This is a genomic window from Frigoribacterium sp. Leaf44 (assembly GCF_001421865.1).
In the GTDB taxonomy this organism is placed as follows: domain Bacteria; phylum Actinomycetota; class Actinomycetes; order Actinomycetales; family Microbacteriaceae; genus Frigoribacterium.
Window position 1 is genome coordinate 160541 of the sequence record NZ_LMLG01000001.1, and the last position, 18075, is coordinate 178615.

16 protein-coding genes are annotated in these 18075 nt (G+C 72.9%); 8 read left to right on the forward strand and 8 right to left on the reverse strand.

The genetic code is table 11. The annotated features are described in order from the left end of the window. Positions 1 to 120 precede the first annotated feature (120 nt). Complete coding sequence (locus tag ASE87_RS00815) at positions 121 to 405, reverse strand: hypothetical protein (RefSeq protein ID WP_043595140.1); 285 nt, start codon at positions 403 to 405, stop codon at positions 121 to 123. Positions 406 to 560: 155 nt separating this feature from the next. Here ASE87_RS00815 and ASE87_RS00820 point away from each other — a divergent pair, with 155 nt between their 5' ends. From ASE87_RS00820 to ASE87_RS00830, 3 genes are all read left to right on the forward strand, one after another. Next, positions 561 to 890 carry a hypothetical protein gene (locus ASE87_RS00820; protein ID WP_043595139.1) on the forward strand — a complete coding sequence of 110 codons (330 nt, stop codon included), beginning with the start codon at positions 561 to 563 and terminating at the stop codon, positions 888 to 890. 112 nt (positions 891 to 1002) lie between these two features. Next, entirely contained in the window at positions 1003 to 2391 is a 1389-nt protein-coding gene (locus tag ASE87_RS00825; RefSeq protein ID WP_082452214.1) for an LCP family protein, read from the forward strand. Between the two features lie 132 nt (positions 2392 to 2523). After that, positions 2524 to 5958 (forward strand): SdrD B-like domain-containing protein, encoded by a 3435-nt coding sequence (locus tag ASE87_RS00830; RefSeq protein ID WP_056225167.1) that lies wholly within the window; start codon positions 2524 to 2526, stop codon positions 5956 to 5958. 88 nt (positions 5959 to 6046) lie between these two features. On the opposite strand, the gene ASE87_RS00835 is transcribed toward ASE87_RS00830, so the two are convergent. From ASE87_RS00835 to ASE87_RS00850, 4 genes are all read right to left on the reverse strand, one after another. Further along, a complete protein-coding gene (locus tag ASE87_RS00835; protein WP_056225170.1) occupies positions 6047 to 7027 on the reverse strand; it encodes an alpha/beta hydrolase in 981 nt (326 codons plus the stop codon). Then, positions 7020 to 8567, reverse strand: a complete 1548-nt coding sequence (locus tag ASE87_RS00840) for an MFS transporter (protein WP_369813983.1) — start codon at positions 8565 to 8567, stop codon at positions 7020 to 7022. Before ASE87_RS00840 ends, ASE87_RS00835 begins: the two co-directional genes overlap by 8 nt. A 142-nt stretch (positions 8568 to 8709) precedes the next feature. Beyond that, a complete protein-coding gene (locus ASE87_RS00845; protein ID WP_162235842.1) occupies positions 8710 to 9720 on the reverse strand; it encodes a helix-turn-helix domain-containing protein in 1011 nt (336 codons plus the stop codon). Positions 9721 to 9955: 235 nt separating this feature from the next. Then, entirely contained in the window at positions 9956 to 10426 is a 471-nt protein-coding gene (locus ASE87_RS00850) for a GNAT family N-acetyltransferase (protein ID WP_056225175.1), read from the reverse strand. Between the two features lie 50 nt (positions 10427 to 10476). On the opposite strand from ASE87_RS00850, the gene ASE87_RS00855 reads away from it, so the two are divergent. Beyond that, entirely contained in the window at positions 10477 to 11073 is a 597-nt protein-coding gene (locus ASE87_RS00855; RefSeq protein ID WP_056225179.1) for a TetR/AcrR family transcriptional regulator, read from the forward strand. Positions 11074 to 11077: 4 nt separating this feature from the next. On the opposite strand, the gene ASE87_RS00860 is transcribed toward ASE87_RS00855, so the two are convergent. Then, positions 11078 to 11728 carry an NAD(P)-dependent oxidoreductase gene (locus ASE87_RS00860; RefSeq protein WP_056225181.1) on the reverse strand — a complete coding sequence of 217 codons (651 nt, stop codon included), beginning with the start codon at positions 11726 to 11728 and terminating at the stop codon, positions 11078 to 11080. Positions 11729 to 11790: 62 nt separating this feature from the next. Here ASE87_RS00860 and ASE87_RS00865 point away from each other — a divergent pair, with 62 nt between their 5' ends. The 4 genes from ASE87_RS00865 (at position 11791) to ASE87_RS00880 (ending at position 16121) form a co-directional block, all read left to right on the forward strand. After that, complete coding sequence (locus ASE87_RS00865) at positions 11791 to 12393, forward strand: TetR/AcrR family transcriptional regulator (RefSeq protein ID WP_043595133.1); 603 nt, start codon at positions 11791 to 11793, stop codon at positions 12391 to 12393. A gap of 63 nt (positions 12394 to 12456) precedes the next feature. Beyond that, the gene (locus ASE87_RS00870; RefSeq protein WP_056225184.1) at positions 12457 to 13689 is read left to right on the forward strand and encodes a DUF2254 domain-containing protein; all 1233 of its coding nucleotides are present in this window, start codon (positions 12457 to 12459) and stop codon (positions 13687 to 13689) included. 688 nt (positions 13690 to 14377) lie between these two features. Then, entirely contained in the window at positions 14378 to 14809 is a 432-nt protein-coding gene (locus tag ASE87_RS00875) for a LexA family transcriptional regulator (protein ID WP_148076764.1), read from the forward strand. Beyond that, positions 14802 to 16121, forward strand: a complete 1320-nt coding sequence (locus tag ASE87_RS00880) for a Y-family DNA polymerase (protein ID WP_056225187.1) — start codon at positions 14802 to 14804, stop codon at positions 16119 to 16121. Before ASE87_RS00875 ends, ASE87_RS00880 begins: the two co-directional genes overlap by 8 nt. Here the strand turns inward: ASE87_RS00880 and ASE87_RS00885 are convergent. Continuing rightward, complete coding sequence (locus ASE87_RS00885) at positions 16108 to 17490, reverse strand: MFS transporter (RefSeq protein ID WP_056225191.1); 1383 nt, start codon at positions 17488 to 17490, stop codon at positions 16108 to 16110. The genes ASE87_RS00880 and ASE87_RS00885 overlap by 14 nt on opposite strands. Continuing rightward, complete coding sequence (locus ASE87_RS00890; RefSeq protein WP_056225194.1) at positions 17487 to 18020, reverse strand: transcriptional regulator; 534 nt, start codon at positions 18018 to 18020, stop codon at positions 17487 to 17489. Before ASE87_RS00890 ends, ASE87_RS00885 begins: the two co-directional genes overlap by 4 nt. Positions 18021 to 18075 lie beyond the last annotated feature (55 nt).

The window sequence follows — 18075 nt, forward strand, 5'->3', positions numbered from 1 at the left end:
CCCGCCCCGAGTCGACGGGCCGGAATCGCACCGCCGACTGAGCATCGCACCGTCGATGTGGGCGGTGCGACGCCCGGTCGGCGGTGCGACACCACCCCGAGGAGGCGCGGCGCGGCCGGGTCAGTCGAGCGTGCCCTGGTCGGACGACTTCTTGTGGGCGATGGCGTCGCGTTCGGCGGCGAGCGACGCGACGGTGGCCGGGTCGAGGGCGTCGTAGTCGACGAACGGGTCGGGCTGGCCCGTCTTGTCGGCGACGACCGCCGAGTAGGCCGAGACGGCGAGTCGCAGCTTGGCGGTCGCCCGCCCGGCGCGCTTGCTCGACAGCGGTTTCTCCTGCATGACCTTGCGGTGGTGGTCGAGCGCCTCGACGAGGTCGCGGTGGGCCGTCTTGAGCTTTTTCGCCATGTGACGATCATGCCCACCCGGGGCCGATCTGCCAACACGGTCGTGCCCGCGGGGGACCCGACGGGGGACAAGGCGCCGCAGGGGACGAGGCGAGGCCCGGGTGCTTTCACAGCGGGTGGCCACACTGCCGTAACCTCCCGGGCGGACCATCAGGCATGATCTCGCTGACCGGAGTGATCCACCCCACCGACGAAGTGGCCGTGCTGCACGTCGTCGAGCAGAAGCTCCGGCGGCACTTCCCGGCGTTGAGCGCCGCGTCCGAGGTGCTCGTGCTGCAGGCCTGGGGCCTCCCCGTCCGCGTCACCGAGCAGTTGGCGCGGCTGCGGCTCGACGTCGTCGTGGGCGACCGCGACGAGGCGGCCACCTTCCGGGACACGGTCGGTGCCGAGTTGCGTGGCTGGTCGGGGTCCGGGTCCCTGCGGGTCGACTGGACCGAGGACGTCCTGCCCGCCGTCGCGCCGGCCACGCTCGGCGAGAGCGCCTGACCGGGACGGCCGGGGACGCCGACGGGGCGACCTCCGGGGTTTCCCGGCCCGCGCCTCCTATGCTTCGTCCCGACGAGGGCCGCCCGAGCCCTCTCTCGCCGAGGGGGCGCGCATGAGCGACGACGGACGCACCGAGCGAGCACTCGACGACGCCGACGGCTCGACGAGCCGAGGAGGCGCGGTGCGCGAAGGCGGGATCGCCCGCCACGGTCGCCTCCGCCGTGGCCACCCCGTGGCGTTCGCGGCGAAGATCACGGCGGCCGCGCTGGCCGTCGTGCTCGTCAGCACGACCTCGGTCGCGGCCATCGCCACGTGGCAGGTGCTGCAGGGCGCGAGGCCCACGGTGCCGCTCGCCGGACCCGACGGGTCGTCCGCCTCGCCCGTACCGCAGCTGACGGCACAGACCGGCGAGGTGAACCTGCTGCTGATCGGCACCGACACCCGCGAGGGGTTGGGCACCGGGTTCGACGACGCCGCCAACCAGCAGGCCAGCTCGGGGGCGGGCAAGAACGACTCGACGGTGCTCGTGCACATCTCCGAGGACCACACGAACATGGCGGTCGTCAGCTTCCCGCGCGACCTGATCGTGCCGATGCCCGCGTGCCCGAACGACGACGGCACGGTCAGCCCGGCGACCTCGGGCGCGATGCTGAACACCGCGCTGGGTCGTGGCGGACCGAAGAACGGGCTCTCGTGCGTGGCGCAGACGATCGGCCAGCTGACCGGGCTGCAGATCGACTACGCCGGGTCGATCACCTTCGAGGGGGTCGTGTCGATGGCCGACGCCATCGGCGGCGTCGACGTGTGCCTGGCGACGCCGATCCGCGACACCGAGGTCCAGCCCGCCCTCGACCTGCCCGCCGGCACGCGGACGTTGTCGGGGGCCGAGGCCGGGGCGTTCCTCCGGTCGCGCTACGGGGTCGGCGACTCGAGTGACCTCGGGCGCATCAGCAACCAGCAGACGTTCCTCTCGGCGCTCGCCCGGCAGACGGTGTCGGCGGGGACGCTGACCGACCCGACCAAGGTGCTGGCCATCGCGCGGGTGGCGTTCGCGAACATGACGCTGAGCGACACGCTGGCCGACGCGTCGACCCTCGCCAAGCTCGCCCTCGCCGTGAACACGGTCGGGCTGTCGAACATGGTCTTCGTGCAGTACCCGGCGGTGGACGACCCCGCGGACCGCAACCGCGTCCTGGTCGACGAGGCGTCGGCGTCGGTCCTGGACGAGGCGCTGCAGCGCGACCTGCCGCTGACCCTGTCGACGGACAGCCTCGGGCGGTCGGCGGTGCTCGACCCGGACGCACCGGCGCCGAGCACGTCGACCGACCCGTCCGCCGAGGCGACGGGCGAGCCGTCCGCGCCCGCGCCCGACGTCGCTCCGGCCGACGGGTCGACGACCGGTGTGGCGCCGACGCCCGAGCCGGCGCCGACGTCGGCCGAGCTCCCGAGCAGCGTGACGGGCCAGTCCGCCGATCAGGTCACCTGCGCCAAGCGCGACTGACGATCGGGTCGCACCGTCGGCTTTTCGCGGGTTCCGCCCGGGGTCGACCGCGCCCTAGGATGACAGCCGACATGTGATCTCGAACATGTCACCTTCCGGGTGACCTGTCGCGATCCAGGAGAGGCGCACACGATGAACACGACCACAGGCATCCGAGGGGTCGGTGCGACGGTGGCCCTGGCGATGGTGACCGCGGTCCTCGCGGCGACACCTGCTGCGGCGACGCCCGCCGCCACCGCTCCGGCCTCCGCTTCGCCCACCGCACCGGCCCCCGGCTCCACCGCGCCCGCCGTACCGGCCTCGGCCGCGACCGTCGACCTCGAGATCGAGCGCCGTGCCGACGGCAGCGGCCCCTTCACGCCTGCCGACGGGCCCGGTGCCGACGCCGGCGCCTCCAACGGCATCGTCCGCACCTTCGACGCCATCACCTACCGTGTCACCGTCAGTGCCAACGGCGGTTCGGTGACGAACGAGCGGTTCACCGTCACCGCACCCGCCGGCACCACCTGGGCCGGTCTGCCGAACACCTGCCAGGCCGACGGCTCCGCGATCGTCGGCGCCGAGCTCACCTGCAACGTCGGCATGGTCGGCGAGGGGCAGGTCCTCGCCACCCCGGTCGTCCTGACCGTCGACTCGCAGGCGGGCGGTGGCACCGTCGCGATCACGGGCACCGTGACCGGTGACGACGTCGCCGCCCCGGCCGGCCCCGTCACCTCGGTGTCGACGACCGTGTCCGCCGCGCCTCGCTTCGATCTCAGCAAATCCGTCGCGAACTCCAACTTCCACCCCGGCGTCGTCGGTCCCGACGGCACCGAGGGCACGGTCGTCCAGTACCCCGTGGCCGTCGCCTGGGAGCCCGTCGTCCCCGGGCAGGGGCTCCTCGGCTACGAACGTTCGGCGGGCACCTTCACCTTCCAGGACGACGTCTCCCGCATGTTCGGCGATCTCCCGTCCCCGGCGGTCCTCTTCGGTCACGACGGAAGGGCGGCCTGCGGGCTGAACGACGGACGCACGTTCCCGGTCCTCCCCGGCGGCAGCGGTGGCAGGTCCACGGCGGTCCTGCACTCGGGCCGGTTCGACTGCACCCAATCCGCCCCGGGGCAGCCCGTCGACGTCACGATCACGGGCACCGACACCGACATCACGCCGTCGCGGGGCATCCCTTCGCAGAGCGCCACCGGCCAGCCGATCCAGGGGGGCGTCAAGCCCTACGTGATCAGCGGCTACATCAGCATCTGGGTTCCCGGCCTCGACGCCGGCCAGTCCCTGATCGCGACCAACACCTACACGCCCCTGCAGACCACGGGCATCAGCGGTGCCTCCAACTTCCCGGGTTCGACCGAGCCGCTGACGAACAACTCCGTCGACCGCAACCTGTCGTACTTCGTCCCGGGAGGGGGCTTCAAGCACCTCGGCCAGACCCGGGACGACGGCTCCACCGCCGTCGGTTCGGCCAAGTCCGGTGACCCCTACGTCACACCCGGGACGCGCATCCGGTCCCAGGTGAACCTCGCGAACAAGGGTGTCTCGGACTACGTCGGGGCGATCGCCTGCGACGTCTACGACAACCGATTCCAGAAACTGACGACCCTGTTCGGCAACCACGCCGCCACCAACGGGTGGAACGACGGCGTCCGCGTCGAGTACGCGGCGTTCTCCTTCACCGACCCCTCCGTCGGTCGTGACGCCACGTGCGACGACTCCGACGGGCCCTGGTACGACAGCCCCGAGGACGTCCCCGGCGGTGTCGACGCGATCGGCAAGATCCGCGCCGTCGGGACGGTCGCCGGCGGGAGGGCGGGCAACCTCTTCAGCTACTTCGAGGTGCAGGCCGCGCCGAACGACACCCGCCTCTACGACTTCGGCTCGATCTTCGACGGCACGAGTGCCTGGGTCCACGACACGGCGCCTGCGGTCAACGGCGCGGGGCCCCTGGCCGACAGCGTCATCGTCACCCAGGTCAGGGCCAGGATCGTGAAGAAGATCGTCGACCCCGGCACCAGCGCCGCGACCACTCCCGACAAGACCGCGTTCGTCGTCGCCGGGACGAGCGTCGACTACGCCCTCTACCCGACCCTCACGAACGCCACGGAGGGGGGCCGCCCCCAGGTCCTCACGGTGACCGACGTCCTGCCCCCGCACACCACGTACCAGCGTGGTTCGAGTTCCCTCGAACCGACGAGCGTCGAGACCACGACGATCGACGGTGAGGTCCACGAGACCATCGTCTGGACCCTCGAGGACGTCGTCCCCAACCGTCCGATCGCTGCCCTCACCTACCGGCTCGACGTGTCCGGCACCGCCCCGGCGGGGTCGGTGAACAACACCGCCCGCGTCTTCTCCGAGGACGACCTGTCGCCCGAGGAACGGCGTACCGCGCTCCGTGGTGTCCGAGTCGAGTCCTCGAGCGGCATCGGGGTCCAGAAGACCGCCGAGGAGCCCACCGTGGTCGTCGGCGACCCGCTCGTCTGGGCCCTCGAGTACCGGAACACCGACGCCGTCCCCATCGCGGCCGTCGACCTGATCGACGTCCTGCCGTTCGTCGGCCCCGGCGGTGGACAGGTCGACCTCGCCGCCCCGGTCGCCGTCGACCCCGCCGCCGGTGAACGCGTCAGCTACACCACGGCCACCCCGGGCAGCATCTCCCTGGACGGTGACGATCCGAGCAACGCACCCGGTGGAGACACCGCCTGGTTCGACGGGTCCCGCATCGGAACGGGGGGCGACGGGGTGGCGCTCGAGGACGTCACCGCCGTCCGCATCCAGCGGACCACGGCCGTCGACGTCGGCGAGGTCGTCACCCACGACCTGACCGCGACGACGACGGAGGCGCGTGACGGAGACGTCGTCACGAACCGGTTCGGCCTGCGCGCGACGAACCTCGCGCTCCCCGCTTTCTCGAACAGGGCCTCCATCACCGTCGTCGCCGGCGCCGTCGGTGACCTCGTGTGGGACGACGCGGACGCCGACGGGCTCCAGGGACCTGCCGAGAGCGGCACTCCGTCCCTCCCGGTGACCCTCGTCGGCGCCGACGACCGGGGCCGTCCGGTCGAACGCCACACCACGACCGACATCGGGGGCACGTACGTCTTCGACGGGCTCCGCCCGGGGGCCTACACCGTCGCGTTCTCCTCGCTGCCCGACAGGGCCTGGACCGCACGCCATCAGGGTGATGACGAGACCGTCGACTCCGACGTCGCGGCCGACGGCACCGCGTCGGTGGTGCTCTCGACCGTCCTCGAGGGAGACGAGCTCGTCGGGGTCGACAGGGACCGAAGCATCGACGCGGGCCTGCTGGCGGCCGTCGATCCCGGGGCGCCCGTCGACCCGGGGGCTCCCGTCGACCCGGGGACTCCCGTCGACCCGGGGGCGCCCTTCGACCCTGAGGCACCCGTCGGCGCCGAGGACACGCTTTCGAATCCGTCGGCCGGTCCCGGTGCGCCACGGGTGGATCGTCTGCTCGCTTTCACGGGCACCGAACCGGCCGTCATCGGCATCGCCGCGCTCGGCCTCCTCGTCCTCGGAGCGCTTCTCGCTCTCGCGGCGCACCGCCGACGGAACTCCTGACCGTGTCCCGCCGCTGCCGCAGGCCGCCGATCGTGACCGGCCCAGGCCCAGGCCCAGGCTCGGGCCTGGGCCTGGGCCTGGGCCTCGGTCAGGCGGCAGAGCCGAGGAGGCGCCCGGTCCAGTCCCGCAGGGCCGCGACGGCCCGTCGCGAGAGGGTCGCCTGCGGCAGCATGCTGGCCGAGCCGTGGAAGGCCCCCGGCCACACGTGTAGTTCGGCCTGCACGCCGGCCGCCCAGAGCGCGCCGGCGTAGGCGACGGCCTCGTCACGGAACACCTCGGCGCTGCCGCAGTCGACGTACGCCGGCGGCAGACCGGCCAGGTCGGTCGCGCGGCCGGGGGCCGCGTGGATCGACACGCCGTCGCCGCCTCGACGGTCGCCGAGGTAGGCGTCCCAGCCGAACCGGGTCATCTCGCGGTCGGCGACGCCCACCCCGTCGAACTGCCGGGCGGAGAGGGTCGCGTCGCGGTCGTCGAGCATGGGGCTGACGAGCACCTGGCCGGCGACGGCCGGACCCTGTCGGTCCCGGGCGAGGAGCGCCGTGCCCGCGGCGAGTCCGGCTCCGGCGCTCTGGCCGACGAGGACGATCCGCGCGGGGTCGACGCCGAGCTCGTCGACGTGCTCGGCGACCCAGGCCAGGCCGGCGTAGCAGTCTTCGACCGGGTACGGGTCGGGGTGCTCCGGGGCGAGACGGTAGTCAGGGCTGACGAGGACGACGTCGTGCACGAGCAGCCAGTCGTCGTACGAGTCGAGGTTGCCGAGGTGGTGGCCGAACATCATGCCGCCCCCGTGGATCGCGTAAGCGCAGGCCGCCGTCCCGGTGCGGCCGATCCGCTGGACGACCGCGAGGGCGATCGGGGCGCCGAGGTGCCCGGGGACGGTGATGCTGCGCCTCTCGAGACCGCGGGCGTGCAGTCCTTCGTCGAGCTGCGCCTCCGTCATCTCGAGCTGTCGCATCCGCGGCAGCATCTCGGTCTCGAGACGGAAGCGGCCGCGGGCGTCCATCGCCTCCAGGAAGGGGACGAACTCGGGGTCGAACGGCGGGCGGGGCAGGGTGGTGGTGTCAGGCACGGGTGGTCTCCTCGGTGGGGGTGGTCGAACGGGCAGGGGTCGAGAGGTGTGTGGGAGGGGGTTCCGTACGGCCGCGGTCGGCACCGCCGTCGTCGGCCCGGGCCCGGAGCATCCCGAGCACGACGAGCGCGGCGGCCACGACGCAGAGTCCGAGGCCCGCGACCGTCAGAGCGTCCTGGAACGTGGCCAGACGCGCGGCCGTCCAGGTGGTCGTGGTGATGCTGCCGTCGACGAGGACGGCGACGACCGTCCCGGCCGCCGTGACGGCGGCACCGCTCGCGAGCTCGCTCGACGCGTCGACGAGGGCGGCGCCGACCGAGGTGCGGTCGGCGGGCAGGCCGGTGAGCACCGAGGCGCCCGCGACGACCCCGACCACGCGCATCCCCGCCGCGACCAGCACGAGCGCGACGAGCACCCAGACGTACCCGTGGCGACTCAGGGCGCCGAAGACCGCGAGACCCGCGACGACGGCCGCCGCGCTGATCCCGGCCGCGCGGCCCAGGCCCACCCGCCGGACGAACGGCCCGACGAGTCGGCCGCCGGCGAGCAGCACGACGACCTGCGGAAGCGTGCCCACGGCGGCCAGGGCCGGAGGCCAGCCCCAGGCGAACTGCAGTTGCAGCGTCACCAGGTACGAGAGCCCGGCGACGGCGAGGCCCGACGCCGCCTTGAACGCCAGGCCGCTCGACACCAGCGGACGGGCGAGCAGCGGGAGATCGACCACCGGGTGTCGGGCCGACCGCTCCCGGGCCACGAACCCGACGGCGCCGACGACGGTCACGGCGACGCCGAGCCACCCCCACCCGGAGGCGCCACCCGACTCCACGAGGACGGTCGGCGTCACGAGGGCCGCGGACACGGTCACCGTGCCGAGAAGCGCCCCGACGACGTCGACCGGGTCGCGTCGGAGCCCTGCGGGGTCGTCCCGGGCGATGCCCGACCGGATGCCGACCAGGGCCAGCACGGCGATCGGCGCGTCGGCGAGCAGCAGCACCTGCCAGGGTGCGACCGCCAGCACGAACCCGCCGAGCGTCGGTCCGACGGCGAGGCCGACGAGGCCCGCGGTCGAGACGACGGTGAGCGCACGGACGCGCAGGCGCTCGTCGTCGAAGAGGCGGAACGCCAGCGCCATCGACCCCGGTGTGGTCATCGCGGCGGCGGCCCCCATGAGCACGCGGACGGCGACGAGTTCTCCGGTCGTCGTGACCGCCGCGGTGGCGAGGCTCGCCGCGGCCAGCAGGACGAGGCCCGTCAGCATCACGCGGCGGCGGCCGACGCGGTCGGCGACGGCGCCGAACAGCAGCATGAGCCCGCCGAAGGCGACCGAGTAGGCAGCGGACACCCACTGCAGGCCCGTCGTCGACGCGTCCAGCTCGCGGCCGATCGTCGGCAGCGCGACGTTCAGCACCGAGTTGTCGAGCATCTCGAACAGGAACACCGCGGACAACCCGGCGAGGGCGATCCAGGCGTCCGAGAGGCGAGGAGGCGCGTCGCCGGTACGCAGACCGGCGCGGCGGATGAGGTGGGGGCTGGGCGACACGAGGGCGCACTCCTTCGAGGGAAGAAGTGGCGGATCGTCCGATGCCGCGTGCGGGTGCGTCGCGGATCGCGACGCCTTTTACCTCAGTGAGGGAGACGATACACGGACCGGAGGCGACGACGGAACCCTGGCCGTCGTCCGCTCAGCGCGCGAGGGTGTCCTTCGGGTGCTCGCCGAAGCGGGCCAGGTACGCAGCCGAGAACCGGCCCATGTTCCCGAAGCCCCAGCGGCCGGCGACCTCCGAGACGAGGGTCGTCCCCGGGTCGCCCGCGACGAGGTCCTGGCGCACCCGGTCGAGGCGGACGTGTCTGAGGTACTTCGACGGACTGGAACCCAGGTGCTCGTTCATCAGTTGCTGCAGGGTCCGGGTGTGCATGCCGGCGGCCGTGGCGATGTCCGCCGACGAGATCGCCTGGTCGGCGTAGGCGTGCACGTACTCGGCGGCCAGTCGCAGGCGTTTCGTCCGTTCGGTGCGCAGGGTGTCGGGGACGTCGACCGCTCGCCAGGGGAACACGTCCAGCAGCGTCCTGACGATCGCCGTCTGGGCACTGTGTCGGGCGAGGGGAGGGGTCCGCGGGTCGACGATCGTCGGGGTGGCCGTGCCGAGGGTGCGCTGCCAGGCGGCGAGGGCGACGTCGCTCGGGACGGCGGCGTAGTCGAAGACGATCCGTTGCGCCGGCCCGGCGTGGCGTTCGGTGGCGACCTCCTCGAAGAAGGCTCCGTCGATCTGGACGATGCCGTGCCGGTGGGGGGTCATGACGAAGGAGAAGGACGTCTCGGTCGGGGTCAGGAACGGCCGGGTGCCCACGCTGGTGAGTTGCCCGGTGGGGTGGTCGATGGTCACGGAGCCCTGCTGGAACCAGGACACGACGTAGTCACGGGACCACGGGATCGTGCCCTGCAGGTGACCGGTGAAGGTGCCGGTCTGCAGCGCCAGACGGGCGTCACCGGCGGAGGCGAAGCGGAACGCGAACGGCTCCGGGCCGACGCGAGCACGGAAGTCCCGGCCGGCGAGGACCGTCTGCAGACTGTCGCGCGCCTCCTCGATGTCGTCGCTCGACCAGGCGTCCCGACGGAACTCGTCCGGTGCGCGCTCGTCGGGTGCGCGCTCGTCGGGTGCCGGTCCGGTCGCGGGCATGTAGGTGCTGGGCATGGTGATCTCCTGGTCCTCCTCTCGTCCGGGGCGCACGTTGGTGGGACGTGGCCTCAGCAATGGGGACGAGGGTCGAGCAGGTTTCGTCACGAATCGCCGACGGGAGGTCTGACGGACACGATGCCGCATCCACCGGCAGCTGTCCCTACCCCAGAAGACGTGTCCCGCCCCGGGGCGGCGTCCCGTCGCGGGTCGGGAGGCCGCCGGCGGGTCGACGGGATGCCGCGGCCACGGCTCAGACGTCGCGGGCGAAGCAGACCGACTCGGCCGATCCGACGTACGAGCCGAAGGGCGGGATGCTCTCGTAGCCCTCCCGTTCGTAGAAGCGGATGGCGTCCGGCTGGAGGATGCCCGTCTCGAGCACGATGCGGCGGGTGCCCAGGTCGCGAGCGGCGTCCTCGAGGGCTCGGAGGACGGCGGTCGCCACCCCCGACCCTCTCGCCTCGGGCGAGACGTACATGCGTTTGACCTCGACCGTGGCCGGGCCGAGCACCGTGTCGGCCAGGGGGCGCAGCCCACCGCAGGCGATCGGCCGGCCGTCGTCCGCGCGGGCGACGAGGAACACGGGGACGTCGGCCGCCGACGGCGGCGTGCCGGGCTCGTGGTCGTCGCTGCCGTACCGGGCGTCGAGTTCGACTCGTTGCGCGCGGCGGAGTCCGCCGGCGTCGGGGTGGTCGAAGGGGGTCCGGGTGATCGTCCAGCTCATGGGGGTCCTTTCGTGACGACCGTTACGGTAACAGACGTTACGATATCGGGATGAGCAGGACGCGAGATGTGACCGACACCCGGAGGCGCCTCTCGGACGCCGTGTTCACGACCCTCGCCGAGCGGGGGGCGACGGGACTCACCCTCCGCGCGGTCGCCGAACGGGCGGGATGCACGACGGGCCTCGTCCTGCACACCTTCCCGGACAAGCAGGCCCTGCTGCTCCACGCTCGAGACGTGCTCCACGAGCGCACCCGCGAGCGATCGGACGCGCTCGAGCGCGATGCCGGCGACGCGATCGCCGCCGTACGTGCCGTCGTCCTGGGCACCCTGCCGACCGACGACGAGCGTCTCGCCGAGGCCCGCGTGTGGGTCGGCTTCCTGGCGGCGGCGCTCGACGATCCCGTCCTGGCCGAGCGGCACGCGCGCAACGGTCGCGCCTTCGCCGATCGTCTGACCCGGTTGCTCGAGGCCGGTGATCCCGGGGTCCGAGACGAGGCGGCCACCCGGGCGGCGGCCCTCGTCGCGGCCGTGGAAGGGGTCTCGAGCCTCGCGGCGGGCGACCCTGGCCGATGGACCACGGCGCGTCAGCTGCAGGCGCTCGAGTTCGTCCTCGCCGCCGCCCTGCCGTCGAGCCCGCCGCGATGACCGGTCAGCGTCGTCGGTACCGGCTGCCGTCGGAGGTGTGGACGGCCGAATCGTCCGAGAGCATGCGCAGATTGTAGGTCGCGCAGTCGACGAACGTCCCGATGCTGATGATCGAGGACGAGCGGTGCAGCTCTCCCTTGGAGGGGCCGTCGGAGCCGATGCCCGCCCGGTGGACCATCCACTCGACGTCACGGGCGTCCTCGTCGAGGTAGCGCATGACGGCCTCGTTGTCCTCGTGCTGCCCGATGTACTCGCGGGCGATCGTGCGGCGGACGATCCGCAACGCCGGCGCGAGGGGCTTGCCCGGTGCCGCGCTCAGGCCTCCGGCCTGGTAGAGGAGTCGTCGCGTGCCGCTGCGGCGCATGGCGGGGACGAGCGATCGGACGAAGATCGTGTTCACCTGCCGATCGCGCTGGGCGGCCGCGTCCCCGAGCATCATCACGACGGCGTCGACGCCGTCGAGCAGGGCGTCGAGGTCGAGGTCGTCGTCGAGGGAGCCCTGGACGACCTCGAGGTCGTCGTGCTCGATCGCGAGCTTGCCGGGCGTCCGCGCGAGGGCGCGGAGCCGATGCCCGGCGTCGAGGGCCAGTCGCGTGAAGTGTTGCCCGGTCTGGCCCGTGGCGCCGAGCACGAGGAGGGTTCGTGGAGTGGTCATGGTTTTAATCTAGGCGGTGTCTAGTATCTAGTCAATGACTAGTCGGGGATTAGGATCGAGGCATGACGCAGCGGCCCTTCCACCACGGGAACCTCCGCGCGGTGCTGCTGGACGAGGCGATCGAGGTCGTGCGCGAGTCCGGTGTCGACGGCCTCTCGCTCCGCGACCTCGCCCGGCGGGCCGGGGTCAGTCACGGTGCCCCCCGGAGCCACTTCGTCGACCGTCAGGCGCTGCTCGACGCGCTCGCCGGAGCCGGGTTCGAGCGGCTCACCACCGCGATCCGGCGCGCACTCGACGGCGGGGGAGGTCGGACGGAACGCCTGCACCGCGTCGCCCGCGCCTACGTCGACTTCGCCGTCGACGACGCCGCGCTCATGGAGCTGATGTTCCAGGCCAAGGTCACGACGAAGCCCGAGGCCGTGCACGAGGCGGCCGGCACCCTCTTCGCCGTGCTCGACGGAGCCCTGGGGCCGGCGGAGTCCGAGGCGTCCGGCGACGAGTCGCGCGACCACTTCAAGATGCTCTTCGCGGCGACGATGCAGGGGATCGCGGCGCTCGTCGCCTCGGGCCGCGTCGAACGACCCCTCGGGGACCGCCTGGTGGGCACGGCCATGGACACGATGCTCGACTCCGACCTTGGACGGCGCGTGGTCACGGCCCGTTGATCGGCGGGGGAGTCCTCCTCCTCGGGCGGTGCCCGGCGGGAGGCACCGTCTACGCTCGGCGGCATGCTGTCGTTGACCCGCGTGCGGGAGTCGTTCTGGTTCCTGCCCGCCGTGTTCGGGCTCGTCGCCGTCGTCCTCGCCGAGGTGCTGGTGACGGTCGACCGGTCCCTGCCGACGACGGTGACCGAGGGGCTGCCGCTGCTGGGTGCCCTCAGCGCCTCCGGGGGACGGTCGTTGCTGTCGGGCATCGGGACGTCCATGCTGACCGTGGCCGGCACGTCGTTCTCGATCACGATCTCGGTGCTCGCCACGACGTCGTCGACCTACGGCCCGCGACTCGTCCGCAACTTCATGGCCGACCGTGCGAACCAGTTCGTGCTGGCGACCTTCACCTCGACCTTCCTCTACTGCATCGTCGTCATGCGCACCGTCCACACCGAGGTCGACGACACCAGCGCCTTCGTCCCGGTGATCGCCGTCCACGTCGCGGTCCTGCTCAGCGTGTTCGACGTCGGGGTGCTGGTCTTCTTCATCCACCACATCGCCGGCTCGGTGCAGATCACCTCGTTGCAGGCACGCGTGCTCGACGACCTCCGGGCCGTGACCGACGTCGTCTACCCCACGAGCCCGGCCGACGACGTCAGTCAGGAGGCGCGGGTGGGGTCCTCGGCGGACGGTCCGCTCCCGGCCGACGCGGCCGTCGTCCGGGCCGACGCCGACGGCTACGTGCAGACCGTCGCGTGGGAGGCGCTCCGCCGCGTCGCCGTGCGCGAAGGCCTCGTCGTCGAGGTCGTGGCGATGCCCGGCCGGTACGTGATCGTGGGGGACCCGCTCGTGGTGACCAGCGCCTCCCCGGGGTCCGACACGTTCCGTGAGCTGCGACGGGCGGCCACCCTGGGACCCGCCCGGACCCCTCACCAGGACGTCGGGTTCGCCCTGCAACAACTCGTCGAGATCGCCGTGCGCGGTCTCGCCTCGGGGAGCAACGACCCGTACACCGCGGTGAGTGCGCTCGACATGTCGGCCGGGGTGCTCGTCCCGCTCTGGCGTCGGGGCGAGCCCGTCACGGCCCTGCTGGACGACCGGGGTGAGCCGGTCGTCCTCGTCACGTGGCCGACGGTGGACGCGCTCGTCGACTCGCTCTTCCACACCGTCCGCACCTACGCCCTCGACCAACCGGCCGTGCTGGCAGCGGCGCTGCACCTCGCCGAGCGGCTCGACGAGGTGGCGTCGTCGGCCCGCGCCGGTCGACTGGTCGATCACGAGACCGCCCTGCGGGACGCCCTCGCCGGCTGAGGCGTCCGCTGCCGCCGACCGCACGCGTCCGCAGGCAGCCGGGTGGATCGAGGGGCAGGGTCCGGCATCGCCGAGGTGCACGTCGCGCCGGGAACGTGCCGCGCGCGACGTCGCCCCCGGCCCCGGCCCCGGCCTCGACCCCGGCCTCGACCTCGACCCCGGCCTCGACCCCGGCCCCGAGTTCGTGGGTGCCGTGCGTTCGTGTCGGCAACTCCGGGCTGGTGCCGCAGCGCCGGATGCCGGGCCCGGAAACCCCGGGGCCCGTGCCGGTCGGTGCACCCGGGAGGCAGGAATTACCCGCATCGGGAGTCCACGCGCAGGGCGGGGTGGCGGGGTGGCGGGGTGGCGGGGTGGCGTGCCGGGGGTGCGCGTCGAATCGGATCGGGTCCGGTCGTGACGGCGCATCGCCACGGTGCCCGTCGGCAACTCCGGACCGGTGCAGCCTCGCGAACCCCCGGGCCCGGAAGCTCAGGGGCGCCGCGGAACGACTCCGCACGAAGCAGGAGTTGCCGACCACGCGGCGGGGCGGGCGGTCGGGCGGCGGGGCGGCCTTCCGGAGAGGGGCGCGGTGTCGGTGGTCTGTCGTAACGTCCTCGGTGGGAGGCGTGATGAGAGACCACGGGCAGCCGACCGCGCGAACCGGCGCGCGCCTCTTCGACGACCCTCGGGCCGGGCGCGAGGGCGCACGGTGACCGCCGTCATCGGTCCCGTCGGCGGCGACGAACGTCCCGACCACCTGCTGCCGCAGCAAGCCGCCGAAGCCGTCCACGCCGGATTCCCCTCGCCGGCACAGGGGTACTACAACGGGCCGGTCGACCTCAACCGGCACCTGATGCGCGACCCGACCGCGACGTTCCTGGTCCGCGTCAGCGGCGACAGCATGACCGGCGCCGGCATCTTCGACGGTGACGAGCTCGTCGTCGACCGGGGCCTCGACGCGCACGACGGGCACGTGGTCGTCGCCGTCGTCAACGCCGAGCTGACGGTCAAGCGCCTCTCGTACCGGCAGGGGCAGATGGTGCTCAGCCCCGAGAACCCGGCCTACCCAGAGATCGTGCTGTCCGAGCTCGACGAGGCGACGATCTGGGGCGTCGTGACGAGGTGCCTGCACCGTGTCTGAGTCCGTCACGACCTCCAGGTCCGCCACGTCCGAGCGCAGCGTCGCCATCGTCGACGCCAACAACTTCTACGTGTCGTGCGAGCGCGTGTTCAACCCGGCCCTCGAGGGCCGACCGGTGGTCGTGCTGTCGAACAACGACGGCTGCGTCATCGCGCGCTCGCAAGAGGCGAAGGCGCTGAACGTCGACATGGCCGCACCGTGGCACAGCATCGCGCCGATCGCGGCGATGCAGGGCGTGGTCGCGGTGTCGAGCAACTACGAGCTCTACGGCGACATGTCGGCGCGGTCGGCCGAGATCCTCAGCCGGTACACCAGCGACCAAGAGGTGTACTCGATCGACGAGTCGTTCATCGAGTTGACGGGTTCGCTCGACGACACGATCGCGCAGGCCCGCGAGATCCGCCGGGCCCTGCGCAAACTCATCGGTCTGCCGGTCAGCATCGGCATCGCGCCGACCAAGACCCTGGCCAAGTTGGCCAACCGCGGCTCCAAGCAGAACGCCGCCCTCGCCGGCGTCTGCCACCTGGGCAGCTACGCCCCCGAGCAGCAGACCGCCATCCTCGCGAGCGTCGACGTCGGCGACGTCTGGGGCATCGGCCGACGTACGGCGAAGAAGCTCGCGCTGCTCGGCATCCACACCGCGGCCGACCTCCGCGACGCCGACGCGGCCCGCATCCGCTCGCGCTTCGGCGTCGTGCAGGCCCGGGTGGTGCACGAGCTGCGCGGCGTCGACTGCCTGCCGATCGAGCAGGTGCAGCCCGAGCGCGAGCAGATCTACCACTCGCGGTCGTTCGCAGTGCCCATCACGACCGTCACCGAACTCGAAGAGGTGCTGTCGGTGTACACGCAGCGCGCGGCGGCCCGGTTGCGACAGCAGGGCTCGTTGACGCGCATGATGCGGTGCTTCACCGCGACCTCGCCGTTCTCCGACAGCGCCGCCCACACGAACCACTCGGTGTCGGTGGCGTTCCCCGAGCCGACCGACGACGCCGCCCTGTTGTACCGCTCGGCCATCGCCGCCCTCGGCCCGCAGCTCGAACCCGGCAAGCGTTACGTCCGAGCCGGCGTCACCCTGATGGAGCTCACCCCGCGCGACGAACACGCGAGCCTCGACGTCTTCGGAGAGGCCGACGCGGCACCGCCCGCCTACGGGGCCGTCATCGACCGGATCGCCGGCAAGTTCGGCGAAGACACCCTGGGGCTCGGCATCGCGGGTCTCCGGCACCGCCGCGGGTGGTCGATGAAGCGCGACATGGTCTCGCCGCGCGCGACCACCCACTGGGACGAACTCGCGACCGTCACGGCCCGATAGCCCGGTAGGTCGTGGCTCCGGTCGTCACCTCGGTCGTCAGTCGGCGGACGCCCGGCGTCGCCACGGCCGCCAGGGTCGCCGTGACGATGATCGCGGCACAGACGAGCAGCGTCGGTCGCGTGCCGAAATGGTGTGCCGCCGGCCCGGCGAACACCTCGCCGAGCGGCACGGCCACGAACGAGCCGACCATGTCGTACGAGTAGACCCGGGCCAGGGAGGCGCGGGGAACGTTGCCCTGCAACGACTGGTCCCACGAGATGGCGAAGACTTCGAGGGCGACGCCGCCCAGCAGGAACGCCACCACCAGCGTGGGCACCGCCGGCGCCAGTCCGAGCGTCGCCACCGGCATCGCCGTCACGGCCATCAGCCCCACGCCCACGGCGAGGCCGTGCCGGGGTCGCCAGCGCAGGGCGACGACGGCCCCGAGGCCGAGGCCGACGGTCTGGGCCGCGACGACGAGTCCCCAGGCCGCCCGCCCGAACGTCCCGTCCGCCACGACGGGCCCGAGCACCGTCGTCGCCCCCACGAACGCGGCGTTCAGCACCGCGAACTGCGCCACCACGATCCAGACCCACGAGCGCCGGGTGAACTCCTGCCACCCCTCGCGCAGGTCGGCGAGCACCGACGAGCTCGCGCCTGTGCCCGAGCCCGTGCCCGCGCCCGTGCCCGTGCCCGTGCCCGTGCCCGTGCCCGAGCCCGAGCCCGAGCCCGCGTCTGCCTCGCCGGTCGCCGGGGTTCCCGGCCGGACGGGCAGCCGCAGCCGCGAGTACAGCACGCCCGCGAGCGCGAACCCCGCGGCGTCGATCACCAGACCCCACCCCGGCCCGACCACCGCCACGATGCCCGCCCCGGCCGAGGCCCCGACGACGCTGCCTCCGTTCAGGCCGAGGCGCAGCAGCGCGTTGGCGGGCCGCAGCAGGCCGTCGGGCACCGTCTCGGGCACGAGGGCCGCCGCCGCGGGCAGGCTCACCGCGGCGACCGCCCCGTTCAGCACGCCCAACACGACGAGCAGCGGGATCGTCGCCGACCCCGTGACGACGAGCGTCGCGACCACGGCCTGCGTCCCGGCCGCGGCCAGCGACGTCCCGACGAGCACGACGTCGCGCCGCAGCCGGTCGGCGATCACGCCTCCGAAGAGCAGCACCGCGACGTTGGCGATCGATCGGGCGGCCACCACGAGTCCGAGGTCCGCCGCCGACCTGGTCAGGTCGAGCACGGCGAACGCGAGCGCGATCGGGGCGACGGCGTTGCCGAGCACGCCCGTCGTGCGCGCCGCGAGCAGCCAGCGGAACGTGCCGTGCGCGAGGGGGCCGCGGTGGTCGCGAGGTGCCCGGGGGGCCGAGGAGGCGCCTCCTGCGTCCCCGGTCACGGTCGCCTCATCGGGAACAGCGCGGCCGTCATCGACACCGGGTTCGTGCCCGGTGTCCGGGGGCGCTGCGCGGCCGCGTGCAGGAGGGCGGAGGCGTGACCCACGTGGCGCACGACCCGCTGCCAGGTCTCGGGGTCGACCCAGAGCTCGGCGTCGGTCGAGATCTGGGGGCCGTCCGCCCGCCGGGGGGAGCGGCGACGGAGCTCGTCGGCCAGGGCGTCGACGTAGCGGGCGCGCTCGGCGTCGGTGTCGGCGTCGGTCCCGTCGGCGGTGGGCGGGACGACGGGGAACGGCTGCGCCGACGACAGGTGCCGGTAGCGCTTGGCCTCGCCGCCGCGGATGGTGACGACCTCGACGACCTCGACGAGACCCACGCGCTCGAGCACGCGCAGGTGGTAGCTCGCGGTGGCCTGCGACAGCCCGAGCTCGCGACCGGCCTCGGCGGCGCTCATCGCGACGCCGGTCAGGAGCGACAGGAGGCGCAGACGGATCGGGTGGGCCGTGGCGCGGAGTTCGTCGAGTGCGGACATGTGGCCATGGTGCAGGCCACCCGGGCCGACCGTCAAACGGGTCTTTGGGGGTCGT